Below are 21,136 nucleotides of genomic sequence, written 5' to 3'. Positions count from 1 at the left end.
GTCAAACCTCAGTGACTGAATTTACACGCATCGGCATACACCGATAACACATCGCGGATCTTCGCAAACACAAATGACTTAGGAGAGCCATCCAACAAACCTTCTCTGTATTGTTGGAATTGATGAGGCAAATATTGGCTCAATAGTGGTAACGGAATTGGCTTAGACGATAAGTTATTGATTAGCATATTGATGGCTTGGTTAATTTCTTCATCAGGCCAATAATAACGAATGCGGTCACTGAAGCTGTACACGCGAGCAAAGGCTTGCTGGTGGGCGTCTCCATGATAATATTTCTGCCAGAAATGCGGCTCTCTGCACATCAGTTGCTCCATTTTTTCTTTCAAATGGGAGCATTGCTCTGACGGGAACATTTCATTTTCAATTTCACATAAGGAATACAACGCTTCACGCATCGCAAAGGTCAATGCAGGACCCACTTTTAAAATGGCGAAATGGTCACGGACTAATTGTTTGTAAGCTTCAGGATTTTGATAATCAGTGGAGTGAGCTTCAAAGACTAAATGAGAATAATCGTCCACCACTTTACTGAGGGACTGGGCTTTTTCAGGTTGATAATCAATCACACCGGTGTGGTCAAACTCCACCCCAGGCTGAACCACTAAGCCAATCACCCGAGACCAGCACTCACCCACACCGGCATCTTCGAATGCTTTCGCATGGCAATCTAATGTTTTTCGAGCAGCTTCAGGTGCCGTCACTTCAACCCCTTCAAGGGCTTCGGTTGCACCTCCCGGTACAGGAACTTCAGTTCCAATCACATACACAATGTCACTGTGACCAAATTTTTCTTTTGCGGTCTTTTCGGCAATCACAGCAAGGCGAGCTGCACGAGCTGCAACGATTTCATCGGTGAGTGGCACAGGATCATCAGCACAAGACATGCTGCAATCGAGATGAATTTTTTTAAATCCAGCGGCAACATAATGAGCAATAAGCTCATCTGCATTTTTCATCGCTTCTTCAGCGTTGAGATCTTGCCAGCGATTAGGTCCTAAATGGTCGCCACCTAGGATTAATTGATGAAGAGGAAAACCTGCTTGCTCCGCTTTTTCAGTGACATACTGATAAAAGTCCGCAGGCGTCATTCCAGTATAACCACCAAATTGGTCAACTTGATTTGACGTGGCTTCAATAAGAAGAAAGGAATCATTGTCCAGCGCTTGCTGTAGTGAAGCCTCAATCACGAAGGGATGGGCAGAACAAACAGAATAAATACCGTTTTGTTTCCCTAATTTATTCTGCTGAACAATCTTTTCTAAAGGATGCATTAAACACTAACTCCACAATCAACATGGCCATGTTGTTAATGGAGTTAGCGCGCTACTGTTCCTTATCGACGATAATAACTTCGATTTTATGGTCCTTTAGCTCTTGGATATACTCTTCAGGAATACCCGAGTCAGTGACCAAAATGTCTATACCCCCAAACTCACGGATCATATGACAGCTGCGCTTCCCGAATTTCGTAGAATCGGCAACCGCAATCACAATCTCCGAGATTTCACACATTAAACGGTTAAGACTGGCTTCCTGTTCATTGTGTGTGGTGATACCAACGCGTAAATCGAATCCATCAACCCCAAGAAAAACTTTATCAAATCGATAATTTCTGAGGCTGTTTTCTGCTTGAGAGCCAGAAAACGATAAAGCACTTTTTCGCAATGCACCGCCAGTCATCAACACTTCGACACCAGCGGCATTCGCCAACTCCATCGCAACATCTAAACCGTTAGTCATGACCACTACGTTTTCACGCGACTTCAAATGTGTCGCAATCTCCCGCGTAGTTGTCCCCGAATCTAAAATGACGGTGTCCCCATTCTTGATTAGCGTGGCGGCAGCTTTCCCAATAAGATTTTTTGTGCCCGCATTCTGACCACGTTTCTCGTGGATACTGAGTTCAGCAATAAATCCGGTATTCGGAATTGCTGCCCCATGAGAGCGAACCACATAACCATTTTTCTCAAGAAAACTTAAGTCGCTACGAATGGTGACACTTGAGACGTTAAATTTTTCGGCTAGATCCTCGACTCTTGCTTTACCATGTAGGTTAATCATGTCGAGTATTTCCATACGCCGCTCAACTGCCGCTTTCACTTTCATCTCCTTACGAAATCAATCGAATTGCTTTCGTTTGATTTCAAATTAAGTTTACTACGCCAAAAAATACCAACAACGTAAAAAAACAAAACTTTTGATCTCTTTCACAAAGTTTCGATTCATACGTTGCGTGCTTACGGATATTTTCAAATTTCCAATATGATAGCTTCGAATACAAAACTAACCAATTAATAAAGTGCTAAATACTGTATTTTAACTAATCAATTATTAAGCATATTGCCACTAAGCTAAGATTTATGAAATTTTAGGGAGTAAATCCACAGTAAATTAGTAAAAAGTGCTAATTTCAATTTTTACTTCGAAAAATTCAGGTGTTACGTAAAGTAAAAAACCAACTCAACATTTCATTTTTTGATCGTAAAATCCATTTTTTTGCTATCAAAATCCCTTCACTTGAATTTCAAATGCTTTCATTTTTCAAATATGTGATTTCAATCTCTTTTGATTTTTCGTGATTTGCGTAATGCTATAAAAATAACCTGACTCTTTCGGATAAAACCCATGTCCTCAAAACAACCCGCTTATTTTCATATGATGGCAAAGCCCACTAGCTATCACTGCAATATAAAATGTGAGTATTGCTTTTACCTTGAAAAAGAAAATGTTTTCAATGAGGAAACCCAAAACGGTCAGCACGATGTGATGCCCGACAATGTATTGCGACGCTATATCAAAGACTATATTCAGTCCAATGCAGGCGACCAAGTCGATTTTTCATGGCAAGGTGGTGAGCCGACGCTCGCGGGGCTGCCATTTTTTGAACGTGTTGTTGAATACCAAAAGCAATATGCCCAAGGAAAAACCATCACCAATAGTGTGCAAACCAACGCTATCGCAATTAACCGCCAGTGGGCTCAGTTTTTCGCCGACAACCATTTTTTACTCGGAGTCTCTATTGATGGGCTCGAAGCCGTTCATGATAAATACCGTATCTCAGTCAACGGTAATCCAACATTTGAGCGCGTCAAAAAATCTATCCAACTCCTCATTGAGTATGGTGTTGAATTCAATACACTGACCGTCGTTAACGACCAAAACTGGCGCAAGGGCAAAGAAACCTATCAAGCTCTCAAGGCACTAGGTTCCACCTTTTTCCAGTTTATTCCTATCGTTGAAGTGGATAGACGTTTCCCTCATACCCAAGGTGGGCACTACGCTCCGGGACCGAATGCGGTCATGGCTCCATTTTCCGTACCAAGTGACGGATATGGACAATTTATGGCCGATGTATTTGATGAGTGGATCCGCCAAGGTGATGTAGGAAAAATCTATGTTCGTCTCTTCGACAGCTTATTAGGCACATGGATGGGCTACCCTGCGTCGACCTGTATTCAATCAAAAACCTGTGGTCAGGCATTAATTATCGAAGCAAATGGTGATGTTTATTCATGCGATCACTATGTTTACCCGGCTAATCGCCTCGGAAATGTGAATCAAAATACCTTGGCTCGCATTGTCACGTCAAAACAACAGCTGCGCTTTGGGCAAAACAAATACGACAAGTTAACCAATCTTTGCAAAAAATGCGAGGTTCAGAGCCTCTGTTACGGGGGCTGTCCAAAGCATCGCATTATTTCCATTGAAGGCGAAAAATATCGTCATAACTATTTATGTAGTTCTTATAAAAAGATTTTTAATCATACGGCTTTAGGTATGCGACTTATGCAGCAAGCGATTACTCAAGGTGCAATCGCCAGTGATGCGCTCCCTGCAATGCAGCGTGCTTATAAGCAATAATTTTATCTATCTGGAGATAGCTTCCGTGAATTTACCGTCTGTGAAAAAAAGCCTACTTGCTGGGCTGATAGCCACCAGTTGTTTAGTTCCCCCGATTGCTGCTAACGCTGGGGGAACACCGGAAAAGCCCAATGTTCTCTTAATTGTTATGGATGACTTGGGTACTGGTCAGCTTGACTTTGTCCTCGATAGCCTCGATGTGAATGAGTTATCCAAGCGTCCAGCGCCATCACGCTACGATGGTGACATTAATAAAATGGTGGAAGCCGCAAGAATCGCAATGCCAAATGTCTCTGAAATGGCAGCTGGTGGTATCAAGATGACCAACGCATTTGTTGCTCATCCGGTATGTGGCCCATCACGCGCAGGGATTTTTACTGGGCGTTCTCCCGCCAGCTTTGGCACTTATAGCAATGATGATGCGATGTTAGGCATTCCAGAAGATATCAAATTGCTTCCAGCTCTGTTCCAAGAAGATGGCTACGCCACGGCCAGTATTGGTAAATGGCACAATGCAAAAGTCATAAAAAAACCAAAAATTGCCGAAGATAAGCAAACCCGAGACTATCATGACAATATGATCTCTACACCAGAGCCGGGATTTGCCCCCCATGAAAGAGGATTCGATTACGCCTACAGTTATTACGCTTCTGGTGCCGCGCTTTGGAATTCACCAGCTATCTGGCGCAATGGTGAAAATGTTCCCGCTCCGGGCTATATAACCCATTTGTTAACGGATGAAACCATTAAATTCATTGATGGCCACAAAGACAAACCTTTCTTCATTAATTTATCGTATAGCGTTCCTCATATCCCGCTAGAGGAGGCTTCTCCCACCAAATATATGGATAAATTTAATACCGGTAATGTTGAGGCGGATAAGTATTTTGCTGCATTAAATGCCGCAGATGAAGGGATCGGTAAAATCATAACCACCTTGAAAGAAAATGGTGAGCTCGAAAATACCCTGATTTTCTTTATTTCTGATAACGGCGCCGTCCATGAGTCTCCAATGCCAATGAATGCGATGGATAAGGGCTTTAAAGGGCAAATGTTTAATGGTGGGGTTCGTATACCGTTTGTGGCTTATTGGCCAGGCCATATTCCTGCGGGCAAACAAAGTGATGCGATGGTTTCAGCCATCGATATTTTACCTACCGCGTTGCAAAGCGCTGGGATCACCATTCCTGACACCCTGAAAGTAGAAGGTAAAAATATTATGCCGCTACTTCAAGGGAAAACACAAAAATCACCACATCAATATCTGTATTGGACAGGTCCCGGAACTAAACATTACAGCGAAGAGAATCAGGATTTTTGGCACGGTTATCATGAGTGGATCACTTATCAACGTAAAGAGGCACCAAAAAATCCGAATCTCGAAAAATTATCTAAAGGTTCATGGGCTGTTCGTGATGGTGAATGGGCTCTCTATTTTTATGATGACGGTACCAACCAGCCTAAATTATTCAATGACAAACAAGATCCATCTGAATCCATTGATTTGGCCTCCAAATACCCTGAAAAAGTTAAACAACTGAAATCGGCCTATTACCAGTGGGTGAAAGACCAACCTAAACCAGTGGTTTGGGGACAAGACCGCTATCAAGTTCTCGTTGATTCAGCAAAATAAAACCGAAATGGACGCACAAGGATGTGCCCATAAAATATGATAGAGATTCGTTATGGCGACACCAATCACTCCGACAGAACGTCCAAAGCTCCCTTATGAGCATCCCGACCTTCATATCTATAAAAAATTATTCAAGCAGAATGTGATTCGACGATTTGTTCGTAAGTCTGCGTATAAAAACCATGATGATTTTATGATTAAAATCTTTCAAGATCGTACTCAATCACTTTCATCTCTTTGCGAAACTCTTGTTCGTTATGTTGCGGAAGCATTTTCCCATTATCAGATTTGGGACTATACCCATGCTTATTATCCCGGCCGCCCGGGGCAGCAAACTGTTCGTACCGATGCTTTAGAGGGAGTAAGCCGCGTACTTCCTTTATTCGCGGCGTGGTTAATTCATAGCCGTCAAGAGACGCTAAATGGCTTAAATTTACAGTCTATTCATATCAGCGATATGATCCGCCAAGCTTTTATTCACGGTACCGACCCAACACATAAAGGCTACTGGGGAAAACTTGAAAATTATGACCAAAAAATTTGTGAATCCGCAGATTTAGCATTAACACTCTGGCTCAGTAAAGACTGGGTCTGGGATAAATTAGAACCCAGATTGCAGCAGCAAATCATCACATGGTTTGAGCAAGTTAATCATTGTGAGATTGTCGATAATAATTGGCATTTGTTCCCTCTCTTGGTTCAATTTGTTATTCGAGATCTCACCGGTATCAACCATATTGCCCTGTGGCGCTATGACCGAGTCAAAGAGTTTTATGTGGGAGATGGGTGGTTTCGAGATGGTGCTAAAGGCAATTTTGATTACTATAATGCATGGGGATTTTACTATTCCCTTTATTGGCTTAACCAAATATCCCCCGATTTCGATACTGATTTTATCCAACAATCACTCAATCACTTTAATCAACATTACCTGCATTTTATGACGCCGACTGGCATTCCTTTTTTTGGACGCAGTGCATGTTACCGACTGGCCGTTTCTGCGCCGCTTATTGCTGGCGTGGATTTAGGCTGTTCATCCGTCACTGTGGGTGAAGCAAAAAATGCCTTGGAAAATACGCTACGTTATTTTATTAGCCATGGGGCATTTAAAGCGGGAGCACCGACACAAGGATTATTCAGTGATGATCCTCGATTAGTCGATAATTACAGCGGTCCAGCGAGCAGTTTTTGGTCATTAAGAGCCGTCATTGTTGCGCTCTATTGTGGTCAACGAATCGATCTTTGGGAGGCTCTAGCCAATCCCCTGCCTATCGAAAAGTCTGACTTTCATTTCGAAATACCGGCCATCAAAGCCTCGGTGATTGGCGTCAAAGAAACCCAAGAAGTAACGGTGATATTTCGTGAGGAATATACCCACCAGCAAAGCCCGTTAACACGCCGCTTAGAACAGCAATCTTGTACACAAAAAATCGTTGAGAACCTGATAGGTCAATCAAGAAGACCAAAAAACAATCTGTTACGCAAAGGTATCACCAGCTATAGCTCCAAAATGTCACATTATTTTTAACTTAACTTTCACTAACTTTCGAAAAGAAAGGAATAAATGTGATTTAGATCTTTTACCTTTCTATTTCTTTCGATTATTATCTATCGAAATCAAATGAAAGGTGAGAGGTCATTATGTACCTGGTATCAACCCGTAATATGCTAGCCCAAGCCCAACGGGGCGGTTATGCCGTTCCCGCATTCAATATCCACAATTTAGAAACCATTCAAGTTGTGATGGAAACCGCAGCAGAGATGTCATCTCCCGTTATTTTAGCCGGTACACCAAGTACATTTTCCTATGCGGGAAGCGACTATTTGATTGCGATTTGCCAGCAAGCCGCTGAGCGCTACAAAGTGCCTGTCGCTCTGCATCTCGATCATCATGAAGATATCCCTGATATTTTCCAAAAAGTCAGCGCCGGTGTGCGTTCTGCGATGATCGATGCATCCCATTTTCCTTTTGAAGAAAATATTCAGATCGTTAAGCAAGTTGTCAATTATTGCCATCAATGGGATTGCACCGTTGAAGCCGAATTAGGGCGCTTAGGTGGGCAAGAAGATGATTTAGTTATCGATGCGGCAGATGCTTTATTTACCGATCCAGATTCTGCAGTGACATTTATCCAACAAACTGGGATCGATTCCCTTGCCGTTGCCATCGGTACTGCCCATGGCATGTATAAAAATGAACCGCGCCTCGATTTTGATCGGTTACATAAAATACGCCAAAAAACCGAGATCCCACTAGTGCTTCATGGCGCATCAGGGATCCCAGATGCCGATGTTCTCCGTTGTATCGATCTTGGTATCTGTAAGGTTAACGTTGCCACTGAGCTCAAAATTGCGTTCTCTGATGCGATTAAACACTATTTTCTTGAAAACCCAGAGGCAACAGATCCTCGTCACTACCTTGTTCCCGGCAAAGCGGCGATGAAAGCCGTCGTAATGGATAAAATTCGGGTCTGTAAAAGTGCGGGAAAACTTTAGCTCCATTAATAATCAAGTGACATAACATCTCACGATGCAAGGAATACCATGAAACAAGTTGCTGTTTTACTCGCGGATGGCTTTGAAGAGGGAGAAGCCGTTGTTTTTATCGATATTATGCGCCGATTGGATATCCATGTTGATGTCCTTTCGTGTATGGATAGCTTAGTTTTAAATACCTATTTTGGGACAAAAATTAGTGCCGATTTCCTACTAAGTGAAAAATTATCTCACAGTTATGACGCTATCATGATGCCCGGAGGCCCAAAAGGCACTGATAGACTTTGCGCCAATAACGATGTTATTAACTTTATCCGTCGACATATTCAAGAAGATAAATACATTTGCGCCCTGTGTTCATCTGGCGCTAAAGTACTCGCCGCACATCATTTACTGGAAGGACGCCAATACAGCACTGGCGATAAACTTGCGGATAAATTCGAAGATGGAACCTACATTGATCAAGATGTCGTGGTTGATGGTAAATTTATTAGTGCGAAAGGTTTAGGTGTCAGTTTTGAGTTTGCGTTTACTGTTGCACGCCATTTACTCAGTGATAATAGTGAAAAAGTAGACTGGCAAGCTAATCATATTTATTTTAAACACTGGCCACTAACTTATCTTTAATCCTATAAAAAATCGGAGTAAAGGCTGATTTTTCAGTCTTTACTTTTCACCCAACGCTCTCTATTTAATTCATAAAAATTCACGATCAACGATGGATCGTCATCACGCAGGTGATAAAAATGAGTACACATCAGCAAGTCGCGGTTATCGGCGAATGTATGGTTGAGTTACAGAAATCAGGTGAATTATACAAACAAAGTTTTGGTGGGGATACTCTCAATACTGCATTGTATCTTTCCCGTTTAACGAAAGATCATGGTGTCGTAACGCGCTATCTCACCGGATTAGGAAAAGATCCCTTTAGCCAACAAATGATTGAGAGTTGGGAAAAAGAAGGGATAAATACAGAAGATGTTTTTCTTTCTGAAAAAGCACTGCCTGGTATGTATTTAATTGAAACGTCCCCCGATGGTGAGCGACGTTTTTTCTATTGGAGAGATAATTCTGCGGCGAAGTTTTGGCTCAATGATCGCACCCAAGAACAAACTCAGCAGCGGCTTAACCAGCAAAATTATATTTATCTGAGCGGTATTAGCTTGGCAATTTTACCCGAGGAACCGCGTCAATGTTTATTAACGATGCTCAAAATAGCCAAACAACAGGGCGCAAAAATTATATTTGATAATAATTATCGCCCTACTCTTTGGCAATCTCCCAACATTGCCCAGCAAGCTTATCAGCAAATTCTCCATCTTACAGATATCGCTTTTCTGACCTTTGATGATGAAAAATCTCTCTATGGTGATACTCATGAAAATGACACTATCGCCCGTACACAACAATATGGGGTACCAGAAATTGTGATTAAACGCGGAGGGGATGATTGTTTCGTCATCATTGATAACCACTGCATTAGCATTGCAGCCAATCAAATTGACCACATCATTGATACAACCGCGGCGGGGGACTCATTTAGTGCAGGATATTTAGCCAGTCGAATTCTCGGCTCATCCCCTGATGAAGCCGCAAAAATGGGGCATTTATTAGCCGGAACAGTTATCCAACACCGGGGCGCTATCATTCCACTAGATGCAATGCCAACTATTGACTGAGCAAAAGATAAAAAGGATACCCAATGAACCAACTCATTGAAAAATTAACCGCACTCAGCGTCGTTCCCGTAATCACTATCAATCATGCTAAGCACGGCACTCCAATTGCCAAAGCATTAATGGAAAATGGTTTACCTTGTGCCGAAGTCACTTTCCGTACTGATGCTGCCGTTGATGCAATTAAAAATATGCGAGCCGCCTATCCAGATTTACTGATTGCCGCAGGTACTATTTTAACGACCCAACAAGTTGATCTTGCTATTGATGCCGGTGTCGATTTTATTGTTAGTCCGGGGTTTAACCCTAAAATTGTTAGCTACTGCCAACAAAAAAATATCCCCATCATCCCCGGCGTGAATAACCCGAGCTTAGTTGAACAAGCTCTTGAATTTAATCTAACCACATTAAAATTCTTTCCAGCGGAAGCTTCAGGCGGTGTATCGATGCTCAAGGCTTTAGGGACGGTTTATCCCGTTCGTTTTATGCCTACAGGGGGAATTAATACAGAAAATATCCACCAATATAATTCATTATCTTCAGTCATTGTCTGTGGTGGGTCTTGGATGGTTCCGGCTGATTTAGTCGATAATGAACAGTGGGAAGAACTCGGTAAGCTTATCGCTGAGGCGGCGAACATTTAATCCACATTATTAACATGATAAAAAAGCCCCAGTAGCGATAACATTACTGGGGCTGCTCATTATTAACTCAATGATTACTTAATTAATGCGTGCATCTCTTGAACAGAAATCACTTTATCGGTTGGGTCTGCGCTTAATGATAGTGCCGTCGCGAAACCGCCATTGAGCGTTGTATCATAGTGAACTTTGTAGCGAAGTGCGCTGCCGCGAATGAGTTTTGAATCTTCAATCGCTTGGCGACCTGCCGTGGTGTTCACGATGTAGTCATACTCACCGTTTTTGATTCTGTCTTGAATGTGCGGACGACCTTCATGCACCTTGTTAACCAAGCGAGGGTTAATACCCGCTTCACCCAGAACAATCGCCGTTCCGTGAGTTGCATCCAGCTCAAAGCCATGTTTCAGCAATTTAGCTGCTAAATCCACAACGCGAGTTTTATCCCCTTCACGAACCGATAACAGTGCGCGACCTGATTTCTTCATGGTGGAGCTGCTGCCTAACATCGCCTTCGCAAATGCTTCTGCGAATGTGCGACCAACGCCCATGACTTCACCCGTAGAGCGCATTTCAGGTCCTAGGATTGGGTCAACACCTTGGAACTTGTTAAATGGCAGAACCACTTCTTTCACGGAGTAGTAAGGCGGAATGACTTCTTCGGTGACACCTTGCTGAGTCAGTGTTTGACCCGCCATCACACGAGCAGCAACTTTCGCTAAAGGAACACCCGTTGCTTTAGATACAAATGGAACTGTTCTGGCTGCGCGAGGGTTCACTTCAATCAGATAAACTTCGTTATTTTTCACTGCGAATTGGACGTTCATCAAGCCGCGAACACGTAATTCAAAGGCAAGATTACGCACTTGTTCACGCATCACATCCTGAATTTCTTGGCTTAATGTATAAGCTGGCAGTGAACAGGCCGAGTCACCAGAGTGAACGCCCGCTTGTTCAATGTGCTCCATAATGCCGCCAATCAGTACCATTTCGCCGTCACAGATAGCATCAACATCCACTTCAATCGCATCATCAAGGAAACGGTCGAGTAAGACTGGCGCATCGTTAGAAACGCTCACTGCATTTTGGAAGTAACGACGCAGGTCAACTTCGTCATAGACGATTTCCATTGCACGGCCACCGAGGACATAAGATGGGCGAACCACCAGCGGATAACCGATGCCTGCTGCTTTTTCTACAGCCTGTTCGATGGTTGCTACCGTCGCATTTTTTGGCTGCTTCAAGTTTAAGCGGTTAACGGCTTGTTGGAAACGTTCACGGTCTTCTGCACGGTCGATAGCATCTGGGCTAGTTCCAATGATAGGAACTCCCGCCGCTTCCAGCGCACGCGCTAATTTCAGTGGTGTCTGTCCACCATACTGGACAATCACGCCTTGAGGCTGTTCGATGCGGACGATTTCTAGTACATCTTCCAGCGTTACCGATTCAAAATATAAGCGGTCTGAAGTGTCGTAGTCGGTAGAGACTGTTTCTGGGTTACAGTTCACCATGATGGTTTCGTAACCATCTTCACGCAGTGCTAGAGAAGCATGTACGCAGCAGTAGTCAAATTCGATACCTTGACCGATACGGTTTGGACCACCGCCTAACACCATGATTTTTGGCTTGTCGTTATTCGGGTTGGATTCACACTCTTCTTCATAAGTGGAATACATATACGCGGTATCTGTGGCAAATTCAGCGGCACAGGTATCCACTCGCTTATAGACTGGGTGTAAATCATAGCCTTGGCGTAATTTACGTAGTTCCGTTTCAGAAACACCCACTAAGCTCGCTAAACGTGCATCCGCGAAACCTTTACGTTTTAGGTGGCGTAAAAATTCTTTGTTCAGGCCATTAATGCCTAGCTCTGCCACTTCATTTTCTAAACGTACCAGCTCTTCGATTTGCACTAAGAACCAGCGGTCGATATTGGTCAGGTTAAAAATACCGTCGACCGATAAGCCAGCGCGGAATGCATCCGCGATGTACCAAATACGGTCAGAGCCAGCATCTTTCAATTCACGACGAATGCGAGTTAATGATTCAGGGTCATCTTGGCTCACTTTCGGGTCGAAACCTGTTGCGCCCACTTCCAAGCCACGCAGTGCTTTTTGCATGGATTCTTGGAAAGTACGGCCAATCGCCATCACTTCACCAACCGATTTCATTTGCGTGGTTAGACGGTCGTTGCTACCTGCAAATTTTTCGAAGTTAAAGCGAGGGATTTTTGTCACAACATAGTCGATTGATGGCTCAAATGATGCTGGGGTACGGCCACCCGTAATGTCATTCATTAACTCATCGAGGGTGTAGCCCACTGCCAGTTTCGCGGCAATTTTAGCAATTGGGAAGCCCGTTGCTTTTGATGCTAGTGCTGATGAGCGAGATACGCGAGGGTTCATTTCGATAACAATTAAGCGACCATCTTTTGGGTTAACCGCAAATTGAACGTTAGAACCACCAGTCTCTACCCCAATCTCACGCAATACTGCCATCGAGGCATCACGCATGATTTGGTATTCTTTATCAGTCAGCGTTTGCGCAGGCGCTACGGTGATAGAGTCGCCAGTGTGGATCCCCATCGCATCAAAGTTTTCAATGGAGCAGACGATAATGCAGTTGTCTTTTTTATCGCGGACAACTTCCATTTCATACTCTTTCCAGCCAATCAGCGACTCATCGATTAATAATTCGTTGGTTGGAGATAAATCTAAACCGCGAGTACAAATTTCTTCAAACTCTTCACGGTTATAGGCGATACCGCCGCCACTTCCACCCATGGTAAATGATGGACGGATAATACAAGGGAAGCCAACGTCGTCAGCGACGGCATAAGCTTCTTCCATTGTGTGGGCAATACCTGAACGCGCAGTGCCTAAGCCAATTTTTTTCATCGCTTTATCGAAGCGTTGACGGTCTTCAGCTTTATCAATCGCATCGGCTGTCGCACCAATCATGGTGACGCCAAATTCAGCCAGTACACCTTTACGCTCAAGTTCCAGCGCACAGTTTAGGGCTGTTTGCCCTCCCATGGTCGGTAATACCGCATCTGGGCGCTCTTTTTCAATAATTTTGCGTACGACTTCCCAGTGAATCGGTTCGATGTAGGTAGCATCTGCCATTTCAGGGTCAGTCATGATGGTAGCAGGGTTAGAGTTCACCAAAATAACTCGGTAACCTTCTTCTCTCAGCGCTTTACACGCTTGTGCACCAGAGTAGTCAAATTCACATGCTTGACCGATAACAATTGGACCCGCACCTAAGATCAGAATGCTTTTTATATCTGTACGTTTTGCCATTTCTCTGCTCCCCGATTATTTTGCGTTTTGACGTGGTGTGTTTTGACGATATTCATTTATTAAATCAATGAAGTGGTCAAAAAGACCGGCTGCATCATGAGGACCAGAACTCGCTTCTGGGTGACCTTGGAAACTGAATGCAGGTTTATCTGTGCGGTGGATACCTTGCAAGGTTCCATCAAACAGAGATTTATGCGTCACACGTAATGTATCGGGTAATGTCGACTCATCTACCGCAAAACCGTGGTTTTGAGCGGTGATCATCACAACATCTTTGTCTAAATCTTTAACTGGGTGGTTGGCGCCATGGTGACCAAACTTCATTTTCACCGTGTTAGCACCGCTGGCTAACGCCAGTAATTGGTGACCTAAACAGATTCCGAATACCGGAATCTCAGTCTTCAGAAACTCTTGAATGGCATTAATGGCATAGTCACAAGGTGCTGGGTCGCCTGGGCCGTTAGATAAGAAAATACCATCTGGGTTCATGGCTAAAACGGTTTCTGCTGGAGTCGTTGCAGGAACCACCGTCAAGCGGCAACCACGGTCAACTAACATGCGCAGAATATTACGTTTGGCACCAAAATCATAAGCAACAACATGTAATGGTAATTCATCGGCCTTCGTTGCTGCGGGTTGCCCTTCATCTAGATTCCAAGAGCGTTGAGTCCAGCTATAAATTTCTTTAGTGCAGACTTCTTTGGCTAAATCCAGACCATTTAATCCCGTGAAGCTACGCGCTTTTTCTAACGCTAATGCGACATCAGGATTGTCACCGGCAATGATGCAACCATTTTGCGCACCTTTTTCTCTCAACAGGCGGGTTAATTTACGCGTGTCGATATCTGCAATAGCCACCACATTGTGACGTTTCAGATATTCAGACAATCCTTCCTGACCACGAAAGTTACTGTAGATTAATGGTAAGTCACGAATGATGAGGCCTTGAGCATGTACTTTAGGAGATTCTTCGTCATCAGCATTAGTGCCGACATTACCAATATGGGGATAAGTGAGAGTAACAATTTGGCGGGAATAGGAAGGGTCGGTAATTATTTCTTGATATCCGGTCATTGAAGTATTGAAAACGACTTCTCCAATAGCGGCCCCTTCAGCACCTATGGCGCGCCCGTGGAATTGGGTTCCGTCTTCCAGAACCAATATAGCTGACTTAATCAAAACACCCTCCGGAGAATAATCAATCACGTTTTTTGCATATTAATTCAGATTTTGCGATCTAAATCAATGCCAAAATGAGTTTTTAAGCAGATTTTTGGCAAATTGCGCGCATTCTAATGATGAGATAGGGTCTTGTCTAGAAAAAAATGCTTTTTTTTCACATTTACCTTACTTTTTTACTTTATTACCTACTTTTTAGTCGAGAAGGCAATGAAATAACTATTCATAGGTAGAAAAGCAAACGATTAATAGCAAAGAAAAGTTAAAAATGATGATAACGCAGTCAGAAGTGAATCCAAAGTTAAATTTTCAATGAAAAACAATGGAAATAAAACACAAAACAACAATAAATAATAAACTCAATAAAAAATAAATTAATAGCACTTAAAAAAAAGCATCATTAAATAATGATGCTTGATTTTATTATGATTTTTATTTGAATAAAATTATAAAACATCAAGATTTAAGACATCTTTCATATTATATAACCCATTATTTTTAGCGCTAACCCATGAAGATGCTTTAATTGCACCTTTAGCAAACGTCATACGGCTAGAAGCCTTATGGCTTATCTCTACACGCTCACCAATATCAGCAAACATCGCCGTATGCTCACCAACAATATCACCAGCACGTACAGTAGCAAAACCAATCGTGCCCGGTTCGCGCTCTCCGGTATAGCCTTCTCGTGTATAAACGGCGCACTCTTTGAGATCTTTACCTAATGCATCAGCAATGGATTCACCCATCGCTAATGCTGTTCCTGATGGAGCATCAACTTTATGGCGATGGTGTGCCTCTATAATTTCAATATCGGTGTAATTTCCCATCACTTTTGCGGCTTTTTCCAGTAATTTCAGCACCAAGTTCACACCAACACTGAAGTTGGCAGCGAACACAATCGGAATAACTTTTGCTGCATCAGCAATGGCTTGCTTGCCTTGTTCATCAAACCCTGTTGTACCAATTACCATGCCTTTTTGGTGTGTTTTGCAAAATGCTAAATGTTGTAATGTGCCTTCGGGACGTGTGAAATCAATCAAAACATCAAAGTCATCAACGACAGAATCTAGCCCACCGACAACCTTAATTCCGACTTGACCGATACCCGCCAATTCCCCCGCATCTGTTCCTATTAGCGATGAGCCTTCACGCTCAAGAGCCGCGCCTAATTGAACACCTTCTTGTTCTTGCACTGCCTGAATTAATTGGCGTCCCATACGACCACCTGCACCGACAATCGCAACACGTACCATTGAATCTGCCATTTTTGATCCTTGAATAATAAATTGGGCGATAACTAAGACTAAATCATAGTTACACCTTAAAGAATCTTGTATCGAGACGCCAGCAATAATCAGGGGGTATTAATAAAAGCGTAGAAAGGGAAATGATTATCAGAAAAATTTGTATCGTAGGGGATAAAATGAGGAAATAGAGCGTGATAGCCATGCTTAACAATGGCTATCACTTTATTAATTTTTTAAATTAGCTAATTTCTTTGACGTCGACGCGTAACTCTTTCGGTACTTCAAATACGATATTCTCTTCGCGCCCTTGCAGCTCGACAACAGAATCAGCACCTAACGCTTTCAAACGATCAATAACTTGGCGAACTAAAATATCTGGCGCGGATGCCCCTGCTGTTAAGCCAATAATTTGCTTACCCACTAACCAGTCAGTCTGGATATCTTCTGCACCGTCAATTAAGAAAGCCGCTTTTCCCATTCGGGATGCTAGCTCTGCCAAACGGTTAGAATTCGAGGAGTTTTTCGATCCCACAACCAGAACGATATCCGCTTTTTCAGCTAACTCACGCGCCGCTTCTTGGCGGTTAGTCGTTGCATAGCAAATATCATCTTTGCGTGGTCCGACAATGTTCGGGAAACGGCGAGTTAAAGCGTCGATCACATCGGAGGTATCATCCACCGAAAGCGTGGTTTGGGTCATAAAACACAGGTTATTTTCATCTTTTACCTGTAAATGCCAAACATCGTCAGGGCTTTCCACGAGATACATTCCCCCTTCAGGGTTACTGTATTGCCCCATGGTGCCTTCGACTTCTGGGTGACCCGCATGCCCAATTAAAATGGCTTCTTTGCCTTTACGGCTCGCTCTTGCCACTTCCATATGGACTTTTGTCACTAATGGGCAAGTAGCATCAAACAACATGGTTAAATCACGTGAACGAGCTTCTTGGCGGATCGCTTGAGAAACGCCGTGAGCAGAGAAGATTAAAATCGAGCCGTCTGGGACTTCTGAAATATCTTCAATGAAAATAGCGCCGCGCTGACGTAAATCATCCACCACATAGCGGTTATGTACCACTTCATGGCGCACATAAATTGGTGCGCCATAAATTTCTAACGCACGCTCAACAATACTGATTGCACGGTCAACACCCGCACAAAATCCACGAGGATTAGCCATTAATATTTGCATGTTGACTCTCCAATTGTGGGTCTATTTCGATAACTTCAATTTCAAACGTAATCTGCTGTTCAGCCAGTGGATGGTTAAAATCAACCGTAATAGATTCCCCTTCAATGGACTTTACAACACCCGGCATTTCACTGCCATTCATTGAAGTAAACAGCATGATAGTGCCAATTTCAGGAATGCCTGTATCCATAAAATCACGTAATGAAAAGTATTGCATTAGATCTGGATTATGCTTCCCAAATACCGTATCCCCAGCCAAAGAGAATGTCTTCTTGTCACCAACTGAAAGCCCAATTAATTGCGCTTCCAATTCGGGGGATAGAGAATCATTGCCGAGGACAAATAACGCAGGTTTTCCTTGTGCAAGAGAAGAATCCGCCGTTGAGCCGTCTTCCAATTTCAATGTGAAATGCAGTAAAACAGAACTCTGCGGCTGTATTTGAGTAGACATATCTAAACCTATTTTCTGTCATAAAATTCAGCCCGGCTATATCCGGGCTGTGATTATTAATGTGCAATATCAGGTTTTTAGTAACCTATCGCGCTATCTGCTCTATTTGGTGTCTTCTTGCTTGGGTTTCTCAGGCAAAAAGCCTTCAAATATGACTAATGCTGCGCCAATACAAATCGCCATATCCGCTAGATTGAAAGTCGGCCAATGCCAGTCGCCAACATAAAAATCAATATAATCGACAACAAAGCCATGGACGAGTCGGTCAAATAAATTACCGATTGCTCCCCCGATAATCAATGCATAAGCAATGTTGCTGAGGCGTTTTTTAACACTTTGACGATACATCATCACCATTAAGATGATAGAAATCGCAATCGCAATTCCAGCAAAGAACCAACGTTGCCAGCCGCCTTTATCCGCCAGAAAACTAAATGCTGCTCCAAAGTTTTGAGCATACATAATGTTAAAAAACGGAATCACTGGATGTGCTTCATACAGAACAAGGTCTTTTAAGACTAAATGCTTAATTCCTAAATCTGCGATGATAATCACAACCGTTAGCCACAGCCAACGCAAACCCGTAGAACAAATAGGTGTTTTCATTAAGCAAACTTACGCAATTCACCGTTACCGGCTACGTTAGTCACACAGCGACCACAAATATCTGGTTGTTCAGCCACTGCACCAATATCACTAGCATAGTGCCAGCAACGAGGGCATTTTTCACCCGCTGCTTTATTAAAGGTAATTTTCAGACCTTTCAGTTCGCTCTGCTGTGCATCTGCTGGAGCCGTTGCAATATCAGCAACATTCGCTTGAGATGTTAGCAATGCGAAACGCAGTTCATCACCTAAACTATTCAGCTTCGCAGCCAGTTCTGGATCTGCGTATAAGGTCACAGAGGCTTCCAGAGAACCACCAATGTGTTTATCTGTACGCGCTTGTTCCAGAACCTTGTTCACTTCGTCACGAACCGCTAATAAATCAGCCCAGAAGTTATCATTCATCGCTTCAGATGCATCTAAACCAAATAAAGCGTCGTACCATTCTTCAGTGAGAACAAACTGTGAACGCTTACCTGGCAATTCTCTCCAGATTTCATCCGATGTGAAGGACAGAACTGGCGCGATCCAACGAACTAACGCTTCCACGATATGGAACAGTGCCGTCTGGCAGCTACGACGAGCTAAGCCATCACTTTTCGCAGTGTACTGACGGTCTTTGATAATATCGAGGTAGAATGAGCCCATTTCGATCGAACAGAAATGCATTAAACGTTGGATAACGCCTAAGAAATCATACTCATCATACGCTTTTGTAATCTCTTTTTGAGCCTCAAGCGCACGACCTACCGCCCAACGATCTAACACCACCATATCTTCTGGTTTCACCATATCAGTTTCTGGATTGAAACCATTTAAGTTTGCCAGTAAGAAACGTGCGGTGTTACGAATACGGCGGTAAGAATCTGCTGCACGTTTTAAGATTTCATCAGAAACGGCGATTTCGCCAGTATAATCTGTTGATGCAACCCAAAGACGTAAGATATCCGCACCCAGTTTGTTCATGACTTCTTGTGGGCTCACGGTGTTGCCTAAAGACTTAGACATCTTACGGCCTTGGCCATCTACAGTGAAACCATGAGTCAATACTTGGCGATAAGGCGCTTTACCTTTCATCGCGGTAGACAGCATCAATGAAGACATGAACCAGCCGCGATGCTGGTCTGAACCTTCCAGATACATATCTGCAGAATTCCCGTGGAATTCTGGACGCGCATCAACCACAGCAAAGTGGGTCGATCCTGAATCGAACCATACGTCCAACGTATCTGGAACTTTGCGATAGCTTTCCACATCTGCGCCTAACAACTCAGCAGCGTCAAGATCCCACCATGCTTGAATACCATCGACTTCAACACGCTTAGCAACCTCTTCCATTAACTCTAAGGTGCGTGGGTGCAGTTCTTCGGTGTCTTTGTGTACGAATAACGACATTGGGGTACCCCAAGTACGTTGACGAGAAATACACCAATCCGGGCGGTTTTCAACCATTGATTCAATACGTGCGCGACCCCAACCTGGGATCCACTGAACGATATCAATTTCTTTCAGAGATTGTTTACGCAAACCGTTTTTATCCATGCCGATAAACCATTGTGGTGTCGCACGGAAAATAACGGGCGTTTTGTGGCGCCAGCAACATGGGTAGCTGTGAGAAATAGCTTTTTTGTACATCAGTAAGCCTTTCTCATTTAAAATATCCAGCACCACATCGTTGGCTTTAAAAATAAATAAGCCATCTAATGTTGGGTAGGTATTGGGTAAGAAACAACCATCTGGACCCACTGGGTTTGCGGTTTCTAAACCATATTTTTGACCGACTACATAGTCTTCAGGGCCATGACCCGGCGCAGTATGAACCGCACCAGTACCCGCATCTAACGTTACGTGCTCGCCTAAAATTGCAGGTACATCAAAGCCCATAAATGGATGTTCAAAGCGCAATAATTCTAATGCGCGGCCTTCACATTCACCCAATACAGTCCATGACTCAATACCGACCGTTTTCATCACATCTTCAACAAGATCAGTTGCCAGAATGACTAAATCACCATTGGCATCCACCAGAGAGTATTTGAATTCTGGATTCAACGAGATCGCGCGGTTTGCTGGCAAGGTCCAAGGCGTTGTCGTCCAGATAACTAAAGATGGGACTTTATCACTAGCAACACCAAATTTTTCGCATACCGCTTTGCTATCTACCGCAGGGAAGCGAACATAGATAGATGGAGATGTTTTGTCGTAATACTCGACTTCCGCTTCAGCCAATGAAGAACCACATGCTGTACACCAGTGAACGGGTTTTGCACCTTTCACTAAGTGACCATTTGCAACAGTTTTCGCCAGTGCACGGATGATGTTCGCTTCGGTTTTAAAATCCATGGTCAAGTAAGGTTTGTCCCACTCACCTAGCACACCTAAACGGATAAAATCAGCTTTTTGCCCTTCAATTTGCTCTTTGGCATATTCACGGCATTTTGCACGAAATTCAGCGGCGGAAACTTTCTCCCCTGGTTTACCTACGATTTGTTCAACTTTGTGTTCAATAGGTAAGCCATGGCAATCCCAACCAGGGATGTATGGGGAATCAAAGCCCGCCAGCCCTTTGGATTTAATAATAATATCTTTGAGAATTTTGTTTACTGAGTGACCAATATGAATACTGCCGTTCGCATACGGAGGACCGTCGTGCAGAATAAACGTCTTCTTGCCCGATTTTGCTTTACGGATTGCCTGATACAAACCTTCTTTGTACCAGCGCTCTAACATCTGTGGTTCGCGTTTAGCGAGATCGCCACGCATTGGGAACCCTGTTTCTGGTAGATTCAGGGTATTTTTATAGTCACTCATCGATTCTCAGTTCCAATTTTC

At 43.4% G+C, this 21,136-nt stretch carries 16 protein-coding genes; 7 read left to right on the top strand and 9 right to left on the bottom strand.

What is annotated here, in order from left to right; all coding sequences use genetic code 11:
• Positions 1 to 8: 8 nt before the first annotated feature.
• Positions 9 to 1,292, bottom strand: coding sequence for a tagatose-bisphosphate aldolase subunit KbaZ (kbaZ, locus tag EL244_RS03455; protein WP_126458775.1), 1,284 nt, complete (start codon positions 1,290 to 1,292; stop codon positions 9 to 11).
• 52 nt (positions 1,293 to 1,344) lie between these two features.
• Positions 1,345 to 2,121, bottom strand: coding sequence for a transcriptional repressor AgaR (gene agaR / locus EL244_RS03450; protein WP_039855619.1), 777 nt, complete (start codon positions 2,119 to 2,121; stop codon positions 1,345 to 1,347).
• 525 nt (positions 2,122 to 2,646) lie between these two features.
• On the opposite strand from agaR, the gene EL244_RS03445 reads away from it, so the two are divergent.
• The 7 genes from EL244_RS03445 (at position 2,647) to EL244_RS03415 (ending at position 10,331) form a co-directional block, all read left to right on the top strand.
• Complete coding sequence (locus EL244_RS03445; protein ID WP_006815825.1) at positions 2,647 to 3,882, top strand: anaerobic sulfatase maturase; 1,236 nt, start codon at positions 2,647 to 2,649, stop codon at positions 3,880 to 3,882.
• A 25-nt stretch (positions 3,883 to 3,907) separates the two neighbouring features.
• Positions 3,908 to 5,515 (top strand): sulfatase family protein, encoded by a 1,608-nt coding sequence (locus EL244_RS03440; RefSeq protein ID WP_126458772.1) that lies wholly within the window; start codon positions 3,908 to 3,910, stop codon positions 5,513 to 5,515.
• A 52-nt stretch (positions 5,516 to 5,567) separates the two neighbouring features.
• The gene (locus EL244_RS03435) at positions 5,568 to 7,043 is read left to right on the top strand and encodes a DUF2264 domain-containing protein (protein ID WP_126458769.1); all 1,476 of its coding nucleotides are present in this window, start codon (positions 5,568 to 5,570) and stop codon (positions 7,041 to 7,043) included.
• Positions 7,044 to 7,156: 113 nt separating this feature from the next.
• Positions 7,157 to 8,011, top strand: a complete 855-nt coding sequence (locus EL244_RS03430; RefSeq protein WP_126458766.1) for a tagatose bisphosphate family class II aldolase — start codon at positions 7,157 to 7,159, stop codon at positions 8,009 to 8,011.
• 48 nt (positions 8,012 to 8,059) lie between these two features.
• Positions 8,060 to 8,638, top strand: coding sequence for a DJ-1/PfpI family protein (locus EL244_RS03425; protein WP_112836179.1), 579 nt, complete (start codon positions 8,060 to 8,062; stop codon positions 8,636 to 8,638).
• 119 nt (positions 8,639 to 8,757) lie between these two features.
• Complete coding sequence (gene kdgK / locus EL244_RS03420; RefSeq protein ID WP_126458764.1) at positions 8,758 to 9,690, top strand: 2-dehydro-3-deoxygluconokinase; 933 nt, start codon at positions 8,758 to 8,760, stop codon at positions 9,688 to 9,690.
• Positions 9,691 to 9,713: 23 nt separating this feature from the next.
• Positions 9,714 to 10,331, top strand: coding sequence for a bifunctional 4-hydroxy-2-oxoglutarate aldolase/2-dehydro-3-deoxy-phosphogluconate aldolase (locus EL244_RS03415; RefSeq protein WP_112836175.1), 618 nt, complete (start codon positions 9,714 to 9,716; stop codon positions 10,329 to 10,331).
• 74 nt (positions 10,332 to 10,405) lie between these two features.
• Here the strand turns inward: EL244_RS03415 and carB are convergent, their stop codons facing one another.
• From carB to ileS, 7 genes are all read right to left on the bottom strand, one after another.
• Positions 10,406 to 13,627, bottom strand: a complete 3,222-nt coding sequence (carB, locus tag EL244_RS03410; RefSeq protein ID WP_006815832.1) for a carbamoyl-phosphate synthase large subunit — start codon at positions 13,625 to 13,627, stop codon at positions 10,406 to 10,408.
• Positions 13,628 to 13,642: 15 nt separating this feature from the next.
• Positions 13,643 to 14,806 (bottom strand): glutamine-hydrolyzing carbamoyl-phosphate synthase small subunit, encoded by a 1,164-nt coding sequence (gene carA, locus EL244_RS03405; protein WP_115164849.1) that lies wholly within the window; start codon positions 14,804 to 14,806, stop codon positions 13,643 to 13,645.
• 446 nt (positions 14,807 to 15,252) lie between these two features.
• Complete coding sequence (gene dapB, locus EL244_RS03400; RefSeq protein ID WP_126458761.1) at positions 15,253 to 16,074, bottom strand: 4-hydroxy-tetrahydrodipicolinate reductase; 822 nt, start codon at positions 16,072 to 16,074, stop codon at positions 15,253 to 15,255.
• A 220-nt stretch (positions 16,075 to 16,294) separates the two neighbouring features.
• Positions 16,295 to 17,248 carry a 4-hydroxy-3-methylbut-2-enyl diphosphate reductase gene (ispH, locus tag EL244_RS03395; RefSeq protein ID WP_006815836.1) on the bottom strand — a complete coding sequence of 318 codons (954 nt, stop codon included), beginning with the start codon at positions 17,246 to 17,248 and terminating at the stop codon, positions 16,295 to 16,297.
• Positions 17,229 to 17,699: an FKBP-type peptidyl-prolyl cis-trans isomerase gene (gene fkpB / locus EL244_RS03390; protein ID WP_112836171.1), complete on the bottom strand. Its 471-nt coding sequence runs from the start codon at positions 17,697 to 17,699 to the stop codon at positions 17,229 to 17,231. Before fkpB ends, ispH begins: the two co-directional genes overlap by 20 nt.
• A 102-nt stretch (positions 17,700 to 17,801) precedes the next feature.
• The gene (lspA, locus tag EL244_RS03385; RefSeq protein ID WP_006815838.1) at positions 17,802 to 18,305 is read right to left on the bottom strand and encodes a signal peptidase II; all 504 of its coding nucleotides are present in this window, start codon (positions 18,303 to 18,305) and stop codon (positions 17,802 to 17,804) included.
• Positions 18,305 to 21,115, bottom strand: a complete 2,811-nt coding sequence (gene ileS / locus EL244_RS03380) for an isoleucine--tRNA ligase (RefSeq protein WP_126458758.1) — start codon at positions 21,113 to 21,115, stop codon at positions 18,305 to 18,307. Before ileS ends, lspA begins: the two co-directional genes overlap by 1 nt.
• Between the last annotated feature and the right edge of the window lie 21 nt (positions 21,116 to 21,136).

Source organism: Providencia rustigianii (genome assembly GCF_900637755.1).
Classification (GTDB): Bacteria; Pseudomonadota; Gammaproteobacteria; order Enterobacterales; family Enterobacteriaceae; genus Providencia; species Providencia rustigianii.
The sequence above is the reverse complement of the archived record's forward strand: the minus strand, read 5'-3'. Positions and strand labels throughout refer to the sequence as shown.

Coding starts and splice junctions, on each gene's coding strand:
- lspA (WP_006815838.1), bottom strand. CDS start 18,305: ATGAAAACACCTATTTGTTCTACGGGTTTGCGTTGGCTGTGGCTAACG.
- EL244_RS03445 (WP_006815825.1), top strand. CDS start 2,647: ATGTCCTCAAAACAACCCGCTTATTTTCATATGATGGCAAAGCCCACT.
- ispH (WP_006815836.1), bottom strand. CDS start 17,248: ATGCAAATATTAATGGCTAATCCTCGTGGATTTTGTGCGGGTGTTGAC.
- dapB (WP_126458761.1), bottom strand. CDS start 16,074: ATGGCAGATTCAATGGTACGTGTTGCGATTGTCGGTGCAGGTGGTCGT.
- kbaZ (WP_126458775.1), bottom strand. CDS start 1,292: ATGCATCCTTTAGAAAAGATTGTTCAGCAGAATAAATTAGGGAAACAA.
- EL244_RS03425 (WP_112836179.1), top strand. CDS start 8,060: ATGAAACAAGTTGCTGTTTTACTCGCGGATGGCTTTGAAGAGGGAGAA.
- EL244_RS03435 (WP_126458769.1), top strand. CDS start 5,568: ATGGCGACACCAATCACTCCGACAGAACGTCCAAAGCTCCCTTATGAG.
- fkpB (WP_112836171.1), bottom strand. CDS start 17,699: ATGTCTACTCAAATACAGCCGCAGAGTTCTGTTTTACTGCATTTCACA.
- ileS (WP_126458758.1), bottom strand. CDS start 21,115: ATGAGTGACTATAAAAATACCCTGAATCTACCAGAAACAGGGTTCCCA.
- carB (WP_006815832.1), bottom strand. CDS start 13,627: ATGGCAAAACGTACAGATATAAAAAGCATTCTGATCTTAGGTGCGGGT.
- EL244_RS03430 (WP_126458766.1), top strand. CDS start 7,157: ATGTACCTGGTATCAACCCGTAATATGCTAGCCCAAGCCCAACGGGGC.
- EL244_RS03415 (WP_112836175.1), top strand. CDS start 9,714: ATGAACCAACTCATTGAAAAATTAACCGCACTCAGCGTCGTTCCCGTA.
- kdgK (WP_126458764.1), top strand. CDS start 8,758: ATGAGTACACATCAGCAAGTCGCGGTTATCGGCGAATGTATGGTTGAG.